This is a genomic window from Cryobacterium sp. 10C3, from assembly GCF_034314285.1.
In the GTDB taxonomy this organism is placed as follows: domain Bacteria; phylum Actinomycetota; class Actinomycetes; order Actinomycetales; family Microbacteriaceae; genus Cryobacterium; species Cryobacterium glucosi.
In genome coordinates this window covers 284,253-302,194 of sequence record NZ_JAVIWF010000002.1, presented here as the reverse complement: position 1 = coordinate 302,194, position 17,942 = coordinate 284,253, and the positions used below count along the sequence as shown (strand labels likewise).

Below are 17,942 nucleotides of genomic sequence, written 5' to 3'. Positions count from 1 at the left end.
GATGACGTTAGCACCAGGGCGGGCGAAAGAACAGCGCAGGGTCCACTGATCCGTGATCCCTCGTTCGCGAATCATCGGGGTGCACTCGGCGGAGTGCGCTCGGAGGGGCTCGACGGGCCCCTGGATCAGTAGCTGAAGGCGATCGAGCAGGTCTGCTGGCTCGCGGTCTGGCCGCGCAGCCCGGCGATCTCGACGGGAGCAGCTGCATCCGTTGCCGCAGGCGTCGGAGTGCCCGTTGCCGCACCGGTGGCCGAGGGAGTGGGGGTGGGGGTCGGCGTCGGCGTTGCGGCCGGCGCCGCCGTCGGGTCGAGTTCGGCGCTGTTGCCGAGGGATTTGGCGTCGAGGGTGAAGGACTGGTCGGCCGTGACCGCGGCGAACAGCTTCTTGGCGAGGGCGGTCGACGGTACCAGCTTGTTGGTGTCCTGCGGGTCGGTCGCCGACGGGTATTGCACGAACACGAGCTGGTTCAGGTCGATGTCCTTCAGGGCGAGCGCCATGCCGACCATGGTCGGGATGTTGGCGAGGGACGTGGAGAGTTTCAGGTTCGTCCCCGCGGCCGTCGCGAGGGCCGAGAGCTTCGACACGTCGGTGAGCGTCGCGCTGCTCTTCATCACGCGCATCAGCGAGGACATGTAGGCCTGCTGCGAGGAGATCCGGGACAGGTCGCTGCCGTCGCCGACGCCGTGGCGGCTGCGCAGGTAGGCGAGGGCGGCGGTTCCGGAGACGACGCTCGTTCCCGCGGGAAGGTCGAGTCCCGTGTACGGGTCCTTGATCGCGTCGTTGAGGCAGACCGGGACGCCCCCGACGGCGTCGGCCATCGCGACCGTGCCCTCGAAGGAGATCAGACCCGCGTACGGAATGGTCAGCCCGGTCAGCGACGAAACGGTCGAGACCACGCAGCCGAGGCCGCCCCGTCCGAAGGACGCGTTCATGGCCGTGGACGTCGCGGCCTTCGCCACCTTCCCGGTAGCGGGGTCCGTGCACGCCGGCTGGTTGACGACGAGGTCACGGGGAATGCTGATCACGACCGCGCTCTTATGGTCGGCGGAGACGTGCAGCAGGATGTTGACGTCGTTGAGGGTGCCGGTGCGGTCGCCATAGGCTGCGGACTGGGTGAGGGAGTTGTCCACCCCGACGACGAGGACATTGAAGCCGCCCTCGAAGGAACCGAGCTGGGGAATCGCGGGCAGGTCGGTCGCCCCGTTGGAGATGTCGACCGCGTTAGCGGAGACCTTCGTTGCGAATTGGCTCACCGCGATGGCCGCAACGGAGACGCCGCTCACGAGGACGACGGCGAGCGTGAGCGCAAGCGCCTTGATCAGGGTCAGCATCGTGTGGCTGCGGCTCGGTCGGCGCCGATGGCGGATGAGCGTTGCCGCCCGTGCGTGCCTGCGGGCGTCCGCGCGACCCTCGGGTCTGTGATTCGTCAACAAAACCCCTTATTGCGTTCCATGGTCAGAATCTTCACGATAGTTGCCGGTCCCGGGTGTTTTCTGGACTCGGGCTATGAGACTCACAGAAACGGCTGTGTCAGGCTGGGAGGATGCTGATCAACCGGGTGCACCACATCGCCATCATCGCGAGCGACTACGAGCGTTCGAAGCGGTTCTACGTCGACGTCGTGGGCTGCACGCTCGAGGCGGAGTACTTCCGGGCCGAGCGCGACTCCTGGATGGGCAAGCTCGCCCTGAACGGCGAGTACATCCTCGAGTTGTTCTCGTTCCCGGATACCCCGCCCCGGCGCAGCGGCCCGGAGGCGCTCGGCCTGCGCCACCTCGCGTTCGAGGTCGACGACGTTCCCGGCACGCGCGCAGAGCTCCTCGGCACGGGCGTCGACTGCGAGGAGCTGCGGGTCGACCCGAACACGCACAAGGCGATGTTCTTCTTCCGTGACCCCGACGGCCTGCCGCTCGAGATCTACCAGTCCTGAGGGGCCCCTGCCCCGAGGGGCTACTCGGGGAGGAGCTCGAAGACGACGCCGTTGTCGCGGACGCTGATCCGCAGGCGGTCGAGGCTCGGCACGACGAGATCGGCGTCGAGCTGGTCCATGGTGTGCGTTCCGGCGACACCGATCGTCAGGCATCCGGCCGCGCGACCCGCCTCGAGGCCCGCCGGCGCGTCTTCGACCACGACACAGCGACGCGGGTCGGCGCCGAGCCGGGCGGCCGCAGCCAGGAACGGCTCAGGGAACGGCTTGCCGCGCGGAGTGTCGTCGATCGTGACGACGGTCGCCGGCACCGGGAAGCCGGCCGACTCGAGCCGGGCGAGGCACAACGAACGGGCGCACGAGGTGACGATGGCGCGGCGGCCCTCCGGCAGGCTCTGCATCAGTTCCGCGGCCCCGGGAAGGACCACGATGCCCTCGAGGTCGTCGAGTTCGAGTTCGAGTACCCGGCCGATCGACCACTCGATCTTGTCCTCGGGAACGAGCCTGGCGACCATCTGCCGGGCTGGCACCCCGTGTTCGGCCCCGGTGAACGACGGGCCGAGGCCCGCTTCGGCTCCCCAGCGCATCCACGCCCGGTTCACGGCCCGCGTCGAGTCGAGCAGGGTGCCGTCCATATCGAAGAGGACCGCATCGAAAACCCGGCCGAGGAGAACGTGCCCTGTTGCACCATCCGTGCTGGTGCTCGTGCTGCTCTCCGTCATGCTTGCGGCGGTGGTGAGGCCCTGCTCCATGTGCTGTTTCCTTCCGTGAAGCCGCGATAGCCGGCTTCGGTACTCCTCCAATTCTCCCTCGTCTCCAGCCTCAGTACGCTGAACACCATGACTACAGCTGCCGTCGTCCCTCCCCTCGCCGCGAAGAAGCCCGTCGAACGCCTGCACCACAGCGACCTCTTCACCGACGACTACGAGTGGTTGCGCGACAAGGAAAGCCCGGAGGTCCTCGCCCATCTCGAGGCCGAAAACGCGTACACGGATGCCCGCACCGCGCGGCTCGCACCGCTCCGGGAGCAGCTGTTCGACGAGATCAAGGCCCGCACCCGCGAGACCGACCTCAGCGTGCCCGTGCGGGAGGGCCGGTGGTGGTACTACACCCGCACGGTGGAGGGCCAGGAATACGGCATCCACTGCCGCGCCCCGATCTCGGGCCCGGACGACTGGGCGCCGCCGATCCTGGACCCCGAAGCCGCCGACGCCGGAACGTCCGCCACCGTCCGGGCAGGCCTCCCCGGTGAGCAGGTGCTGCTCGACGACAACGCCGAGGCGGCCGGCCACGAGTTCTACGCCCTCGGCAGCTTCGACGTGAGCGCAGACGCCACCCGGCTGCTCTTCGCCGTCGACACCGAGGGTGACGAGCGGTACACGATCCGGGTGCGCGACCTCACGACGGGCGAGAATCTCACCGACGAGATCACCGATACCGGCGAAGACGCCCTGTTCGAACCGAGTGGCCGCTACCTCTTCTACACGACCGTCGACGAGGCCTGGCGCCCGGACACCGTCTGGCGGCACGAGATCGGCACAGACCCCTCGAGCGACGCGCAGGTCTTCCACGAACCCGACGACCGGTTCTGGGTCGGCATCGGGCTGACCCGCAGCCGCAAGTACCTGCTGATCGAGGCCGGCTCGAGCGTGACGACCGAGACCCGGCTGCTCGACACGAGCGACCCCACCGGCGAGTTCGCAATCGTCTGGCCGCGCCGCGACGGCGTCGAGTACGACGTGGAGCACGCCGTCCTCGCCGGGGAGGACCGGCTCCTCATCGTGCACAACGACCAGGCCGTCAACTTCGAACTCGTCGACGTCGCCGCCGGAGACCCGCACGGCCCCCGGCGGATGCTGCTGCCGCACGACGAATCCGTCCGGCTCGAAGGCGTCGACGCGTTTCGCGACTTCGTCATCGCCGAGTACCGGCGGGACGGCTTGACGCAGGTGGCGATCGCGTCGCTCGGGACCGAGGCCGAGGCATCCGCTGCGCCCGCCGACGCTGCCCGCCCGCTCACGTTCACCGAGCTTGCCTTCGACGAACCGCTCTTCACGGCAGGCACAGGGGCGAATCCCGAGTGGGAGCAACCGACGATCCGGTTCGGCTACACGAGCTTCGTCACCCCGTCGACCGTGTACGACCTCGTGGTCGCGACCGGAGAGCGCCGCCTGCTCAAGCAGCAGACCGTGCTCGGCGCGTACGACCCGGCGAGGTACGAACAGCGCCGCGAGTGGGCGACGGCCGCAGACGGCACCCGCGTGCCGATCTCGCTCGTCTACCGGAGTGACCTGGTCACCCCCGGCGAACCCGCGCCGACCCTGCTCTACGGCTATGGGTCCTACGAGATCAGCATCGACCCGACCTTCAGCATCGCCCGGCTCAGCCTGCTCGACCGCGGACTGGTCTACGCGATCGCGCACGTGCGCGGCGGCGGCGAACTCGGCCGGCTCTGGTACGAGCACGGCAAGGAGCTCGAGAAGCGCAACAGCTTCACCGACTTCATCGACTGCGCACAGCACCTGATCGATGTGGGGCTCACCGCGCCCGACCGGCTCGTCGCCGAGGGCCGCAGCGCCGGCGGCCTGTTGATGGGCGCCGTCGCGAACCTCGCCCCCGAGCTGTTCTCCGGCATCCTCGCCGGCGTGCCGTTCGTGGACCCGCTCACGTCGATCCTCGACCCCTCGCTGCCGCTCACGGTCATCGAGTGGGACGAGTGGGGAGACCCGCTGCACGACCCTGAGGTCTACGCGTACATCAAGTCCTACTCACCGGTCGAGAACGTTCGAGACACGCACTACCCGCGGATCCTCGCGGTCACGAGCCTCAACGACACCCGCGTGCTCTACGTGGAACCGGCGAAGTGGGTCGCGCACCTGCGCGAGGTCGGGGCGGATGTCCTGCTCAAGACCGAGATGTCCGCCGGCCACGGCGGGGTGTCCGGGCGCTACGCCCGCTGGCGGGAAATCGCCTTCGACAACGCGTGGATCCTCGATGCGGCCGGGGCGCATCCGCTGCCCTGAGCTGCGGGAGCGTGAGAGCATGGGGGAATGTCGCAGACCGGGCCCCCTGCACCGGCGCCGGGGTGGCGGATGCGCGCCCAGACCCCCGCTGGACCGCCCGCCGGAGTACTGGGGAGCGCTGCGGCTTCCCCGGGAACCGCCGCCCCGACGGCGATGGGACTCCAGTTCGAGCTGCGCGAGCTGACCCCGCGCACCGATGAACGCTGGCGCGGGCCGACGGCGCAGACGGTCACGAGCCTCCGCGGTGGCCACGGCACGCTCAGGCTCGGCGTGCGCCCGGTCGTCCTGAACGCGCGTGGCAACTGGGTGCGTGGCAGCGTGACATGGAACCAGCTGAGCTTCCACGTGAACCGGCTCGCCCTCAACCCCGAGCACAAGCGCTGGCTCAGCGAACTCTGGGCCCTGAACCGCGCGGTGCGCGGGGTGTACACGAACCAGGAGGCCGACTGGCTCTACCTCGACGACTTCGAGAGCTCCCTGCTCTGGGCCCACCTCGGCGAAGCGCGCCGGCTCGGGATCGCGCTCGTCGGCACGAAGAAGGGCGCGACCGTCACCGTGGCGGCGGAAGCCGTGGTCGCACTCGACGTGACACAATCCCCGTCCGAGACTGCGGCAACGGCTCCTGCTGGGAGCGCGCCCGGCCTGCGCCTGACCACGACACTCACGATCGACGGCAATGCGCAGCCCCCGGCCCAGGCCGGCGCGATCGGCAGCCACGGCGTCTACGTCTATGCGCAGACACCCCCCGCGTCGCCGACCTCGACCCCGACCTCGACGAAGTCCCCGCCCCGGTCCCCCGCCCTCGCCCTCTCCTTCCTCCTCGCACCCACCCGCGGCCCGCTCAGCCCGGAGCAGAGCCGCCTGCTCGGGGTGCCCGCCACCGTGGCCGTGCCCGCGTCCGAGACGGCCGAGTTCCTCGGCGACTTCTACCCGAGCCTCCGTCATGCGCTCCCGGTGACGAGCACGGATGCCTCGGTGACCTTCCCGGAGGCCGCCGCTCCCGTCCTGGTGCTCACCGTGCGCTTCCTCCCCAAGCAGGCGCTGAGCCTCGCCTGGGACTGGGAGTACCGCGAGGGCCGTGCCGTCACGCGCGTCCCGCTCGACGCCGGCCCTGGCCCCGGCCGCCCCGCCGGTCGGGACGCCTCCGCGGAGGCCGCGCTCATCGCGGCGGTCGAGTTGCGGACAAAGCACCTTCCTCCGCGCCGCGACGGTGTTTTCTCCGCAACTCACCCAGGCACCGCACCCGGCTCGCCTCCGGACACGCTCCGCGGGCTCGACGCGGCCGAATTCACCTCAGGGGAACTCCCCCGGCTCGACGAGCTGAGAGGGCTGCGGATCGACCGGATCGGCGCGGATCCGGGCTACCGCGAACTCACCGCGACGCCCGAACTGACCATCACCACGGTCGAGACGAACCAGAGGGACTGGTTCGACCTCGGCGTGATCGTCACGATCGACGGCCGCACCGTGCCCTTCGGCCCACTGTTCAAGGCACTCGCCCTGGGCAAGCCGAAGCTGCTCATGATCGACAACACCTATCTCTCGCTGCGCCAGCCCGCGTTCGAGCGCCTGCGGACGCTCATCGACGAGGCCCGCAGCCTCACCGAGTGGGAGACCGGGCTGCGGATCAGCCGCTACCAGGCCCAGCTCTGGGCGGAGTTCGAGGACCTCGCCGAACACACCGAGCAAGCAACGGCCTGGCGGTCCGCGGTGTCCGGGCTGCTCGAACGGACCCGCGCGGTCGACGCCGGCGACCGTGACGGCGACGGCCATGGCCTCCTCGAGCCCGTTCCTGTGCCCGAGGGAGTGACCGCGACCCTGCGCCCGTACCAGCGCGAGGGCTTCGCCTGGCTCGCCTTCCTCTGGAAGCATCGCCGTACGGCGGCATCCTCGCCGACGACATGGGCCTCGGCAAGACCCTGCAGGCGCTGGCCCTGATCGAACACGCGACGCGCGAATCCGGCCCCGCACCCGCCGTACCGCGCCGCCCGTTCCTCGTGGTCGCCCCGACCTCCGTCGTCTCCAACTGGATCGCCGAGGCCGCCCGCTTCACCCCCGGGCTCCGCGTGCACGGCGTCGAGACGACCCAGTCGACCGTCCTCGGCCGCGGCGGCACGACGCTCACGGATGCCGTCGCGCACCACGACGTGATCGTCACCTCATACACGCTCTTCCGTCTCGACTTCGCGGCGTACCGAGCCCAGGGCTGGGCAGGGCTGATCCTCGACGAGGCGCAATTCCTGAAGAACCACGCCTCCCGGCTGCACGCCTGCGCCCGCGACCTCGACACGCCCTTCAAGCTCGCCATCACCGGGACGCCGATGGAGAACCGGCTTCTCGAACTCTGGTCCCTGTTCGCGATCGTCGCACCCGGCCTGTTCCCCTCCGCCCGCCGGTTCAGCGAGGAGTACGTCCGCCCGATCGAGAACCGCGACGAACACGGCGTGAGACCTGCCGGCACAACAGACGACGCCGGGCAACCCGGCAACCCGGCGCTGATCACCCGGCTGCGCCGCCGCATCCGCCCCTGATCCTGCGCCGCACCAAGGACGTCGTCGCCCGCGAACTGCCCGAGAAACAGGAGCAGGTACTGCGCATCGAGCTGAATCCCCGGCACCGCGCGCTCTACGACACCTTCCTGCAGCGCGAACGGCAGAAACTCTTCGGGCTGATCGAGGACCTCGACGCGAACCGGTTCATCGTGTTCCGGTCGCTGACCCTGCTGCGGATGCTGAGCCTCGACCCGTCCCTGCTCGGCGACACCTACGCGGACGTGCCCTCGAGCAAGCTCGACGCCCTCTTCGACCAGCTCGACGACGTCGTCGCCGAGGGTCACCGGGCGCTCGTGTTCAGCCAGTTCACCTCGTTCCTCGGCAAGGCAGCCGCACGCCTCGACGCCCAGGGCACCCCGTACTGCTACCTCGACGGCTCGACGCTGAAGCGCTCAGAGGTGATCGACCGGTTCAAGAGCGGCACGGCGCCGGTGTTCCTGATCAGCCTCAAGGCCGGCGGCTTCGGCCTCAACCTGACCGAGGCGGACTACGTCTTCCTGCTCGACCCGTGGTGGAACCCGGCGACGGAGACGCAGGCGATCGACCGCACCCACCGCATCGGCCAGACCCGCACGGTCATGGTCTACCGGCTCGTGGCCGCGGACACCATCGAGGACAAGGTGATGGCGCTCAAGGAGCGCAAGGCGCGTCTCGTCGGCTCGGTACTCGATGGCGCGGGCCTCGACGGTGCGGCGACGGCAGCGGATGTCGGCGACGACTTCACCGCGGAGGACATCCGGGCGCTCCTCGCGCCCTGAGCCCCGCAGGCGGGGCTGGTGGCGAGCGGCCTAAGCGGTCGCGGGCAGCTCGGCGGCTATCGACGCGGCCCAGGCGTCGATGGCGACCCAGTCGCGGAAGTCGCCTTCAGGGAGCAGCTCCCGGCCGGCCGGGATCATCCGCACGAGCCGGTCGCGGCGGCGCAGCGCCTCCGGGTTGAGCGCCCCGAAGAAGACCTTGGTGCCCTGCGGTTCGAGCGCGGTCACGAACTCGTCGAATTGCTTCGGCTCGGCCTCGATGATCAGTTCGTGTCCCTCGGCGTCGCGGGTCGCGGTGCCGAGCGGGCCGCTGCTGAACAACCAGAGCGGGCGGGAGGTGAGCAGCTCGAGGTTGCCGCGGACGAAGTCGACGGCGTCCTTCCGCCAGGAGCCCATGTACGCGGCGCTCCCGATCACGAACGCGGTGTACCGGTCGGGATTCTCCACGACCGAGACCGGCTTCGCTTCGGCGTCGCGCCCTGCCTCGCGCAGCTTGCGCGCGATGCGCTCCGCGATCCCCTCCGTGGCACCGTACTTGCTCGAATACCCCACGAGAACCACCATGGTCCGCCTCCTGCGCCTTAGGTCATGCCTGCACAGCCATTCTGCTCCTCCCCGCGGCCCCGGCGCCCCTGGCTGCCGCCCCTCCTTCGGGAGGTGGTCCCGATAATCCGGTCTGTCCCGCTGATATGCTGGGCACACGCAGGCGGAGGGGCACCGGTAACCATGACAACGCTGGCTCGCCGCCTCGGCACGTTCGCCCGGTATGTGGCCTCATCAGGCAATTGGCTTGTCTGGTTCATGTGTCTCCTGCTCTCCGTCTATACCGTCGCGCTCGTCTCGCAGGGCTCGGAGTTCAGCCCCTTCGTCGATGTGTGGCTCGCGATCATCACGAAGCTGAGTCTTGTCGCCGTCGCCTGGACCGCCGTCGTCCGCGCGGGCTTCGACCGCCGCGAGATCGTGTTCTCGGCGAGCGCCATCACGATCGTCGTCGCAGCGGACAGTTACGCATACTTCCGGCCCGGAGACTCCGACCAGTCCCAGACCCTCCCCGACATCGGATACTTCCTCTTCTATCTCCTGATCGTCACGGCAATCGTGGCCCTCGCACGTCGGCAGCGCCGCCCGCCGGGCTGGCCGGTGCTCCTCGAGGGCGCGATCGGGATCCTCGGCGCCGGCTCCGTGCTCGCCGCGCTCCTCACCCCGATCCTCGACTCCGTGGGCACGACCATCGAGGCCGGCGCGACCGCCGTCGTCGTGACGTACCCGCTCTTCAACGCGATGCTCGTGCTCGTGATCGCCGGAACCGCCGCGACCCAGGGCCCGGATCCGCGCCGGCGCTGGATGCTGCTCGTCCTCGGGCTGATGATCTTCTCCGCGACCGAAATCGTCTACCTGCGCATCGGAGACGCCTACGTCACGGGCACCTCCCTCGACGCGGGCTGGGCGATCGGACTCGCCCTCGTCGCCGTCTGGATCGATGCTTCGTCGCGCCAGACCGAGACGCACAGCCACACCCAGGACAGCGTCGCGGCCGTCGCCGTTCCGATCGTCTCGACGGGCGCGGGCCTCGGCGTGCTGATCCTCGCGAGCCAGGTCCCGGTGACCGGCTTCGCCATCGGGCTGGCCGCGACCGCCCTCGCCCTCGCTTCCCTGCCACTCGTCTCCCGGCAGATCGTGCTGCGGCACCAGGCCAGGACCGACGATCTCACCGGGCTGCCCAACCGGCGGGCCCTGTACGGCGATGTCACGGCCCGGATCACCAGGGAGCCCCGCCGGCGCCGGGCCCTCCTTCTGCTGGACCTCGACCGGTTCAAGGAGGTCAACGACAGTCTCGGGCACAATGCGGGCGATCGCCTGCTCGTGCAGGCCGGCATCCGCCTGTCGAACGAGCTGCGCGAACAGGACTTGCTCGCCCGGCTCGGCGGCGACGAGTTTGCGATCCTGCTCGACGACGTCGGCCATGCCGAAGCCGTCGACTTCGCGATCCGGGTGCGCGCTGCACTCGCCGTGCCGTTCACCCTCGAGGGCATCGCCCTGCAGACCGGGGTGAGCGTGGGCATCGCCCTGTACCCGGATCAGGGCAGCGACCTCACCGGGCTGATGCGCAAGGCCGACATGGCCATGTACAAGGCCAAATCGACCCGCAGCGGCCACCACGTGTACCGCAGCAACGACGACAGCCACGGCGACCTGCGCCTGCGCACCCTCTCCGAACTGCGGCTCGCCCTCCAGGACGACCAGCTCATCGTGCACTACCAGCCCAAGATCGACCTCGCATCGGGAAGCGTCGCCGGCGTCGAAGCCCTCGTGCGCTGGCAGCACCCCACCCGCGGACTCCTCTTCCCCGACCAGTTCCTCGTGCTCATCGAGGAGGCAGGGCTCATGCACGCCCTGACGCAGCGGGTGCTCGCCGTCGCGCTCGACCAGGCGAGGGTCTGGTCCGCCGCCTGGGCCGGGGACCTGCCCCTCTCGATCGCCGTGAACCTGTCGGCGAGTTCCCTCGTCGACGCCGAGCTTCCCGAACGGATCGAAAGCCTCCTCGCCGAGCGCGGCCTGCCTGGCTCGGTGCTCGAACTGGAAATCACCGAGGACTTCCTCATGAGCGACCGGGACCGGGCCAGGGACATTCTGGCCAGACTCCGCGCGAACGACATCCGCATTTCGATCGACGATTTCGGCACCGGCTACAGCTCGCTCGCGTACCTCCGTGACCTGCCCATCGACGAACTGAAGCTCGACCAGTCCTTCGTCTTCCCGCTCAAGGACGACCAGCGCGCCGCGGCGCTCGTGAAGTCCTCGATCGAGCTCGCGCACGGCCTCGGGCTGCGCATGGTCGCGGAGGGCGTCGAGAACGCCGCCACCTACGGCGCCCTCGCCGGCTTCGGCTGCGACCAGGCCCAGGGGTACTTCATCTCCCGGCCGATCCCAGCGGATGCCTTCGACCGGTGGCTCGCTGACCGCCGGTCGGTCGCGGAGCCGGTCGCGACATGACGATCCTGCGCGGAGGGACGCGCACCCTGAAGTCGTCTCCGGAGCAGACGATGGACGCATCCGTCGGGCAGCCATCCAGCCGACCCCTGTGGATCATGGGCATACCGCTCGCCCTCTACGTCGTGATGCTCGTCGGCAAGGGCGGCGACTACAGTGTCCTCGTCGACTTCGTCCTCGCCGAGCTCGCTGGCCTGGCGACCGTCGTGGTCTGCTGGACCGCCGTCCGCCGGGCCGACTACGTCCGGCGAGAAGTGACACTCGCCGCCGCCGCCGTCACGTGCAATTTCCTCGGTGACGTCAGCTTCACCATCTCCACCCGGTTCCTCGGTGGGCCCGGTTCCCCGTCGGTCGCTGACCTGTTCTACCTGGCCTTCTACGGCCTGATCCTTGCCTCCCTCTTCGTCACCGCACGCCGGCAGCTCCGCAGGGTGCCCTGGGCGGCCTTCCTGAACAGTGCCGTCGGCTCGGTCAGTGTCGCCGCATTCATGGCCGTCCTCCTCAACCCGGTACTCGTCTCTGCTTCCGCCGAACCGGTGTCGCTCGAAACGCTCGTGAATCTCGCGTACCCGATGCTCGATCTGCTGTTGATCGCTGCTATCGCCGGCGTTGCCGCGCTCTACGGCCGACACGCCGGGCGCGCCTGGGTCTCTCTCATCGGCGGCCTCGTCGTCTACGCGGGCGCCGACGTGGCATACGCCCTCCTCGACGGCGGCTACTCCCTGGGAACCCTGCTCGATGCCAGTTGGGCGATCGGCCTGGCGCTCATCGCCGTCTGGGTCGACCGCGCGTCCTATCCCGTCGTCGCGGCGCCGCGGGAGCCGAACGGTGTGATGGCCTTCGTCGTTCCCGCGATCGCAACGGCCGCGGGACTCGGGATCCTGGTCTACGCGACCCAGAATCACATCTCGGCGCTCGCGATCGGTCTCGCGAGCGTGACCCTGGCCCTCGCGGTCATCCCGATGATCTCGCGGGAGCGGGGACTCAACCACCTCTCACGCACCGACGACCTGACCGGGCTGCCGAATCGCCGGGCCATGTATTCCGACGTCGCGGCCCGGCTCGCGTCCGACCGGAAGCAGGGCAGCGCGCTCCTCCTCCTCGACCTGGACCGGTTCAAGGAGGTCAACGACAGCCTCGGTCACGATGCCGGCGATCGACTCCTCGTGCAGGTGGGCGTGCGGCTGGCGCGCGAGCTCGGACCGCTCGACCTGCTGGCGCGGCTCGGCGGCGATGAGTTCGCGATCCTCGTCGCACGAAACAGGGATGGCGAGGCATCCGCTCTCGCCGATCGATTGCGGGCGGCGCTCGCCGTACCCTTCACGCTCGAGGGTATTTCCCTGCAGACGAGCGTCAGTATCGGCATCGCACTGTACCCGAGCCACGGCCGCGACCTGGGCGCCCTGATGCGCAAGGCCGACACCGCCATGTACGTGGCGAAGTCCACCGGCAGCGGGTTCCACGTCTATCAGTCCGACGACGACCGGCACAGCGAGGTGCGCCTGCGCACCCTTCAGGAACTGCGGGAGGCGCTCGTCCAGGACCAACTCACCCTGCACTACCAGCCCCGCATCGACCTCGACACGTCCGAGATCCATGCCGCCGAGGCTCGGATCCGCTGGAATCACCCGGTCCGTGGCCTGCTGCACCCCTCCGAATTCGTCGATCTCGTCGAGGACGCCGGCCTCGTGCGGGCGCTGTCGGAGGCCCTGCTCGTGCAGGCGCTCGACCAGGCCGCCGCCTGGCGGGACCGGGGACTGGACCTCGGCGTCGCGATCCGGCTTCCCCAGGCCGCGCTGATCGACGCCGCCCTCCCCGAGCACCTCGGCGCCATGATCGCGAATCGCGCGTTGCCGCCGTTCGTGTTGACTCTCGAGATCAGCGAGGAGTTCCTGCTCGCCGACCAGTCCCGGGCGCGCGCTGTGCTGAACCGGTTGCGAGGCCAGGGTGTGCGGATGTCTATCGACGACTTCGGGACGGGCTACAGTTCCCTCGCCTTGCTGCGCGACCTCGCCATCGACGAACTTCGCCTGGACGAATCGTTCATCGTCGCGATGGGACACGACGAACGCTCATCGACCCTCGTCAATTCCGCCATCGCCCTCGCCCACAGCCTCGGACTGCGAATGGTCGCCGAAGGCGTCGACAGTGACGAGGCATACGAGGCCCTCGTGCGGTTCGGCTGCGACTCCGCCCAGGGCAGCCTGCTCTGCGAGCCGCTTCCCGCCACCGAGTTCGACGCCTGGTTGACCGCCCGCCTTGTTGCGGAGCAGACCCGGGAGTAGAACGAGGAGTGGAGAGGAGCCGTATGTTCTGCTCCCAACGAAAGCTCGGACTTCCCGTCGTACTCGCCGTCAGCATGGTTCTGGCCGGCTGCGCGCCGTCGTTCCCCAGCCCGACGCCAGCCCCGACGTCCACGTCTGCTTCCACCCCCACCGCGTCCCCCACCGCCTCCCCGTCCGCACCCGGAACGGACAGCGCCACGCCGCCTCCCGACGACGCGACGGCGACCCCGCAGCCCGGTGACAGGGTCCTCTCCGCCCGGATCAGTTACGGCTGGGCCTGGCCGGGACCCGGGCAACCGGCAACGATCGGCCATGACATCGCGGTCCCGATCGCCCCGCCGCCGAGTCCGCCGCTCCCGTCACTGACCTCGATCGGTGCGGGTGCGCATCCGCTCGCCTCACCGCCATACGACCAGCTGAGCTTCCGGTTCGAGGGCGGCTTCCCCGGTTATGAACTCGAATACGTGCCGGTCCTGACCGGAGATGCGAGCGGCCTGACGATTCCGATGGACGGAACCGACAGCATCCTGCGGGTGGTGTTCCGCCTCGCGCAGGCCCACACCGAGGACGGTATCTCGAGTGTGCTCGAGGCTCCGCGCGAAGCGGTCGGCCTGGCCGCCATCACCCGGTACGCCCCGGCCGGGGACTTCGAGGGCACCGTGACCTACGGGATCGGGGTCGGGCATCCGGTGCCGAGCACAGTGAACACCGCCGTGCGGGTGTACGAGGTCGAGCGGATCGAGCAGGGCCGCCACCTCTACGTCGTGGCCGTGCAGGTCGACGCCAGCCCCTGGCGCTGACGAGCGGCATGCCAGAATCGTCTCATGGTGACTTCCCCGCCCGAACAGCCCACGCAGCCCGACCACGCCATGCGGCCCGAGCACACTGCGGCGGTCGTGTCGGTGAGCCTCGATGACGCGCACCGGTTCAGCAAGCCGGCCGCGCCCCGCATCCTCCTGCTCGAGGGTCTCGGCGTCGAGGGCGACGCGCACGCGGGTGCGACCGTGCAGCACCGCTATCACGTGAAGAAGGACCCGACGGCGCCGAACCTCACCCAGGTCCACCTGATCCCGTCCGAGCTCTTCGACGAGCTCGCCCACGACGGCTACACCGTGCGGCCCGGCGAACTCGGCGAGAACGTGACCACCTGGGGGATCGACCTCACCGGGCTCCCCCTCGGCACCCGGCTGCACCTCGGCGCCGACGCCGTCGTCGAACTGACCGGCCTGCGCAACCCCTGCTCACTGATCAACGGATACCAGGGCGGGCTGATGAAGCAGCTCATCGAAACGGATGCCGCCGGCCGCATCACCCGCAAGGCCGGCGTGATGAGCGTGGTCGCGTCCGGTGGTGCGGTCCAGCCGGGAGACATCATCCGGATCGAGCTGCCCGAGGGGGAACAGGTCCCCCTCGACGTCGTCTGAGACGACCGCTCGCGCGTCGGACGGCCTAAGCGGTGACCGGCTCCGAGGCGTGGAACCACGGCGGGTACACCGCGACCTTCGGGCGGTGACCGGACTCGGCGAGAATGCCGCGCACGACGTCACGGACCTTGTCATTCGCGACGGCGACGATGGTGACGAGCTCGAACGGGAAGGTCTCCTCGACGAGGAGTTCGGCCTCGAGGAGCGCTGCGGCATCCTTCTCGGCACGCAGCCGGCGGAGGACCCGGTCGCTCGTCTCCGGCGTCGCACCGACACGGGTCAGGGTGCCCGCTGCATCGCCGTCGGTCACGGCGATGACGCCGAGGGCGGGCTCACCGTGCCCGGACTGGGCCTCGACGACCTTCTTGACGGTGCTGACGAGGATCACGAAGTCGAAGTTCTCCGCATACGGGGCGTCCCTGGACAGGCGCGGGTCGCCGGTGTTCGTGAGGATGCTGTCCCAGATGGTCGCGTTCGGCGAGAGGAAGAACGGCACGAAGTGCGCGACGGTCGTGTTCTCGGTGCCGGCGATCAGCGTGCTGCGGCGCTTCTCACGGTTGGGAACGGAGGAGATGTCGACGGCGGGTCGCACGGCCCAGGCCTCGCTCGCGTCGGCGAGGAGGCCACCGCTGGCGAGGATGCCGGCGAGGTTGCGGATGTGGGTCAGGTGATAGATGCGCTGCTCGCCGACGTTGTCGGGGGCGGATTTCGGCCCGATCGACGACTTGGTCCGGGTCGAGGGGCGGGGGCGGGTCGCACTCGTCGCACCGGAGGCGCTGCTTGCCGGGGCGCTCCGCAGCGACGGAGGCTTCGAGGCCGTCTTCGAGCGCGCCGGCGACGGGGCGGACTTGGCCCGGCTCGCGCGAACCGCGGGTGTCGCGGGCACAGCCTCCGGAACCGGTTTCGGGAAACAGATGGCGCACAGGCCACCCTCGAGTCCGTGGATGCATTCGTTGCTCAAAGCCAGAAAACCTCTCGTGTTCGTGTCCCCCACATTCTTCGAATACCCGTGTTCGAAGACCACGACTCAACGCTACGGTGATTTTGCCCCGAGCGGTTACCGGGATCGGCCCTGAACCCGGTTATTGGATGCAGAACTCGTTTCCCTCGGGGTCGGCCATGATGTAGTGGAATTCCGGGAACGGCCCCCACTTCTCGTCGACCATGCGAACCACAGATGCCCCGAGCGCGACGATCCGATCCCGTTCCGCATCGATCTCGTCCCTGCTCGGCGCCCGTCCCGGTGTCGCGCTGATGTCGAGGTGCACCCGGTTCTTGACGGTCTTGCCCTCCGGGACCCTTTGGAAGAACAACCGCGGCAACAGGCCCTCCGGATCCCCGGCGATGCTGCGCGTCTCGAGGTCCGCGTCGGTGAGGTCGCTCGTGAGTACGAGTTCGCGCAGCTCCGGCGGCCACTCGGCTCGGGGATAGCCGAGTACGTCCGCCCAGAAGTGCGAGAGCTCGCGCGGGTGTGCGCAGTCGAACACGATGTTTCCGATCTTGCCGGCCATGGGCCCTCCTCGGGGTTGGGGTCTTCGCGACCACTATGCACCCTTACGTCGCTTCGGGCGGCGGTCTACTGTGGGCCGCAGCGGGTCCCTCCGGGGCCCGGCAACCGACCAGGGAGACTCCATGAAGGCCGAACAGATCACCCTCGAACCCCGCACGTTCCTCGGAGTCCACGAGGTGATCCCGATGAGCAGGCTGACCGAATATTTCGATCGCGCCTTTCGTACCTCCGCCGCCGAACTCGGCAGGCTGGGCGCCCACCCGAGCGGTCCGCCGATCGCGCTCTATCACGGCGCCCCCACGGATGCCGCGGTCGACGTGACCGCCGGATTCCCCGTCGTCGACGAGGTCAGTGCGACCCGGGCCGTCGAGGTCGTGCACCTTCCGTCCGGTCCGGCCGTCGAGACGTTCCACGTGGGCTCATACGAGACGATGGCCGAGACGTATGCGGCCGTGACGGACTGGATCACCGCGCAGAAGCTCACCGTCGCCGGGGACATGTGGGAGGAGTACCTGGTGGGTCCGGACGCCGAACCGGACCCTGCCAAGTGGCGCACCCGGATCGTGTTCCCGCTCGCCTGAGTCCGCCACGCTTTTTCGAAACGCGGGCGCAACAATCACCCTCTAACATGAGCACGCGACCTGCGACCATGACGAGCCAGGAGAAGGCGATGTGAGAAGCTCCCGCTGGGAACGCGCGACCGACACTCCCCTGCTCGCGCTCGGAATCGCTTTCCTGATCGCGTACGCGACGCCGATCATTGCGCCGGAGATCAGTCCCGGCTGGCACCTGTTCCTCGAGTGGATCGAGATCGGCAGCTGGGCGGCCTTCGCGGTCGATTTCGTGGTGCGGGTAAGCCTCGCGGAGGATCGACGCGCGTTCATGCGCACCCATATCCTCGACCTTCTCGCGGTCGCCCTGCCGTTGTTCCGACCGTTGCGGGCCCTGCGGGTGGTCTCGGTCGTGATCCTGTCCACCCGCCGGCTGAGTAAGGTGCTCAAGAACCGCGTGATGACCTACGTGGGCATCACGGCGGTGTCGGTCTGGTTCATCGCGGGCCTCGCGGTGACCGATGCGGAACGGAACGCGACCGGCGCGAACATCGTGACGGTGTGGGACGGCTGGTGGTGGTCGTTCATCACGATGGCCACCGTCGGATTCGGGGACCACTTTCCCGTCACGACGGACGGCCGCCTCGTCGCTGTCGGCCTCGTGGTCACCGGGATCGCGCTGATCGGCACCATCACCGCGTACATCGCATCCTGGTTCGCCGCCGCCGGCCGCGAGGCCGAGGAGGCCATCAAGGTCGAGCTCGGCGTCAACGAGGACAAGATAGACGCCCTCACCGTGGAGATCGGCGAGCTCAAGGCCCTCGTCGAGCGCCTGGTCGGCCAGCCACTCCCGGCCCCGCCGACCGCGGACTGACGAGCAGGCTCAGACCCGCAGGCCCGCACCCGCACCTTTAGGTCCAGACC

General features: G+C 69.2%; 16 protein-coding genes and 1 pseudogene. 12 read left to right on the top strand and 5 right to left on the bottom strand.

Annotated elements, in window-relative coordinates; genetic code table 11:
* Positions 1-125: 125 nt before the first annotated feature.
* The gene (locus RGU41_RS01985; RefSeq protein ID WP_322135377.1) at positions 126-1,430 is read right to left on the bottom strand and encodes an LCP family protein; all 1,305 of its coding nucleotides are present in this window, start codon (positions 1,428-1,430) and stop codon (positions 126-128) included.
* Positions 1,431-1,543: 113 nt separating this feature from the next.
* Here RGU41_RS01985 and RGU41_RS01980 point away from each other — a divergent pair, with 113 nt between their 5' ends.
* Positions 1,544-1,930, top strand: coding sequence for a VOC family protein (locus RGU41_RS01980; protein ID WP_322135376.1), 387 nt, complete (start codon positions 1,544-1,546; stop codon positions 1,928-1,930).
* Positions 1,931-1,950: 20 nt separating this feature from the next.
* On the opposite strand, the gene RGU41_RS01975 is transcribed toward RGU41_RS01980, so the two are convergent.
* Complete coding sequence (locus RGU41_RS01975) at positions 1,951-2,679, bottom strand: HAD-IA family hydrolase (RefSeq protein ID WP_322135375.1); 729 nt, start codon at positions 2,677-2,679, stop codon at positions 1,951-1,953.
* An 87-nt stretch (positions 2,680-2,766) separates the two neighbouring features.
* Here RGU41_RS01975 and RGU41_RS01970 point away from each other — a divergent pair, with 87 nt between their 5' ends.
* The 5 genes and pseudogenes from RGU41_RS01970 to RGU41_RS01955 all read left to right on the top strand — a co-directional run bounded on the left by RGU41_RS01970 (position 2,767) and on the right by RGU41_RS01955 (position 8,260).
* Entirely contained in the window at positions 2,767-4,950 is a 2,184-nt protein-coding gene (locus RGU41_RS01970) for a S9 family peptidase (RefSeq protein WP_322135374.1), read from the top strand.
* Between the two features lie 27 nt (positions 4,951-4,977).
* Positions 4,978-6,888: a hypothetical protein gene (locus RGU41_RS01965; RefSeq protein ID WP_322135373.1), complete on the top strand. Its 1,911-nt coding sequence runs from the start codon at positions 4,978-4,980 to the stop codon at positions 6,886-6,888.
* Complete coding sequence (locus RGU41_RS01960; RefSeq protein WP_322135372.1) at positions 6,852-7,481, top strand: SNF2-related protein; 630 nt, start codon at positions 6,852-6,854, stop codon at positions 7,479-7,481. Before RGU41_RS01965 ends, RGU41_RS01960 begins: the two co-directional genes overlap by 37 nt.
* Positions 7,478-7,543: pseudogene (locus RGU41_RS20680) on the top strand (hypothetical protein); the annotation flags it as partial. The gene RGU41_RS01960 and the pseudogene RGU41_RS20680, both read left to right, overlap by 4 nt.
* A gap of 108 nt (positions 7,544-7,651) precedes the next feature.
* The gene (locus RGU41_RS01955) at positions 7,652-8,260 is read left to right on the top strand and encodes a C-terminal helicase domain-containing protein (protein ID WP_322135371.1); all 609 of its coding nucleotides are present in this window, start codon (positions 7,652-7,654) and stop codon (positions 8,258-8,260) included.
* Positions 8,261-8,290: 30 nt separating this feature from the next.
* Here the strand turns inward: RGU41_RS01955 and RGU41_RS01950 are convergent, their stop codons facing one another.
* A complete protein-coding gene (locus RGU41_RS01950; protein WP_322135370.1) occupies positions 8,291-8,821 on the bottom strand; it encodes a flavodoxin domain-containing protein in 531 nt (176 codons plus the stop codon).
* A 162-nt stretch (positions 8,822-8,983) separates the two neighbouring features.
* Here RGU41_RS01950 and RGU41_RS01945 point away from each other — a divergent pair, with 162 nt between their 5' ends.
* From RGU41_RS01945 to RGU41_RS01930, 4 genes are all read left to right on the top strand, one after another.
* Complete coding sequence (locus RGU41_RS01945) at positions 8,984-11,251, top strand: putative bifunctional diguanylate cyclase/phosphodiesterase (RefSeq protein WP_322135369.1); 2,268 nt, start codon at positions 8,984-8,986, stop codon at positions 11,249-11,251.
* Positions 11,248-13,533, top strand: a complete 2,286-nt coding sequence (locus RGU41_RS01940) for a putative bifunctional diguanylate cyclase/phosphodiesterase (RefSeq protein ID WP_322135368.1) — start codon at positions 11,248-11,250, stop codon at positions 13,531-13,533. The genes RGU41_RS01945 and RGU41_RS01940 overlap by 4 nt, the downstream gene beginning before the upstream one ends.
* Before the next feature lie 23 nt (positions 13,534-13,556).
* Positions 13,557-14,333 carry a hypothetical protein gene (locus RGU41_RS01935; RefSeq protein ID WP_134559578.1) on the top strand — a complete coding sequence of 259 codons (777 nt, stop codon included), beginning with the start codon at positions 13,557-13,559 and terminating at the stop codon, positions 14,331-14,333.
* A 69-nt stretch (positions 14,334-14,402) separates the two neighbouring features.
* Positions 14,403-14,957: an MOSC domain-containing protein gene (locus RGU41_RS01930; RefSeq protein WP_322137279.1), complete on the top strand. Its 555-nt coding sequence runs from the start codon at positions 14,403-14,405 to the stop codon at positions 14,955-14,957.
* A 25-nt stretch (positions 14,958-14,982) separates the two neighbouring features.
* Here the strand turns inward: RGU41_RS01930 and RGU41_RS01925 are convergent, their stop codons facing one another.
* Both RGU41_RS01925 and RGU41_RS01920 read right to left on the bottom strand, forming a co-directional pair.
* Entirely contained in the window at positions 14,983-15,843 is an 861-nt protein-coding gene (locus RGU41_RS01925) for a DarT ssDNA thymidine ADP-ribosyltransferase family protein (protein WP_322135367.1), read from the bottom strand.
* Between the two features lie 196 nt (positions 15,844-16,039).
* Positions 16,040-16,468, bottom strand: coding sequence for a VOC family protein (locus tag RGU41_RS01920; protein WP_134445926.1), 429 nt, complete (start codon positions 16,466-16,468; stop codon positions 16,040-16,042).
* 121 nt (positions 16,469-16,589) lie between these two features.
* Between RGU41_RS01920 and RGU41_RS01915 the strand changes: the two genes are divergently transcribed.
* Entirely contained in the window at positions 16,590-17,048 is a 459-nt protein-coding gene (locus tag RGU41_RS01915) for a GyrI-like domain-containing protein (RefSeq protein ID WP_166787227.1), read from the top strand.
* A gap of 91 nt (positions 17,049-17,139) precedes the next feature.
* Positions 17,140-17,892 carry a potassium channel family protein gene (locus RGU41_RS01910; RefSeq protein WP_322135366.1) on the top strand — a complete coding sequence of 251 codons (753 nt, stop codon included), beginning with the start codon at positions 17,140-17,142 and terminating at the stop codon, positions 17,890-17,892.
* The last annotated feature ends 50 nt before the right edge of the window (positions 17,893-17,942 follow it).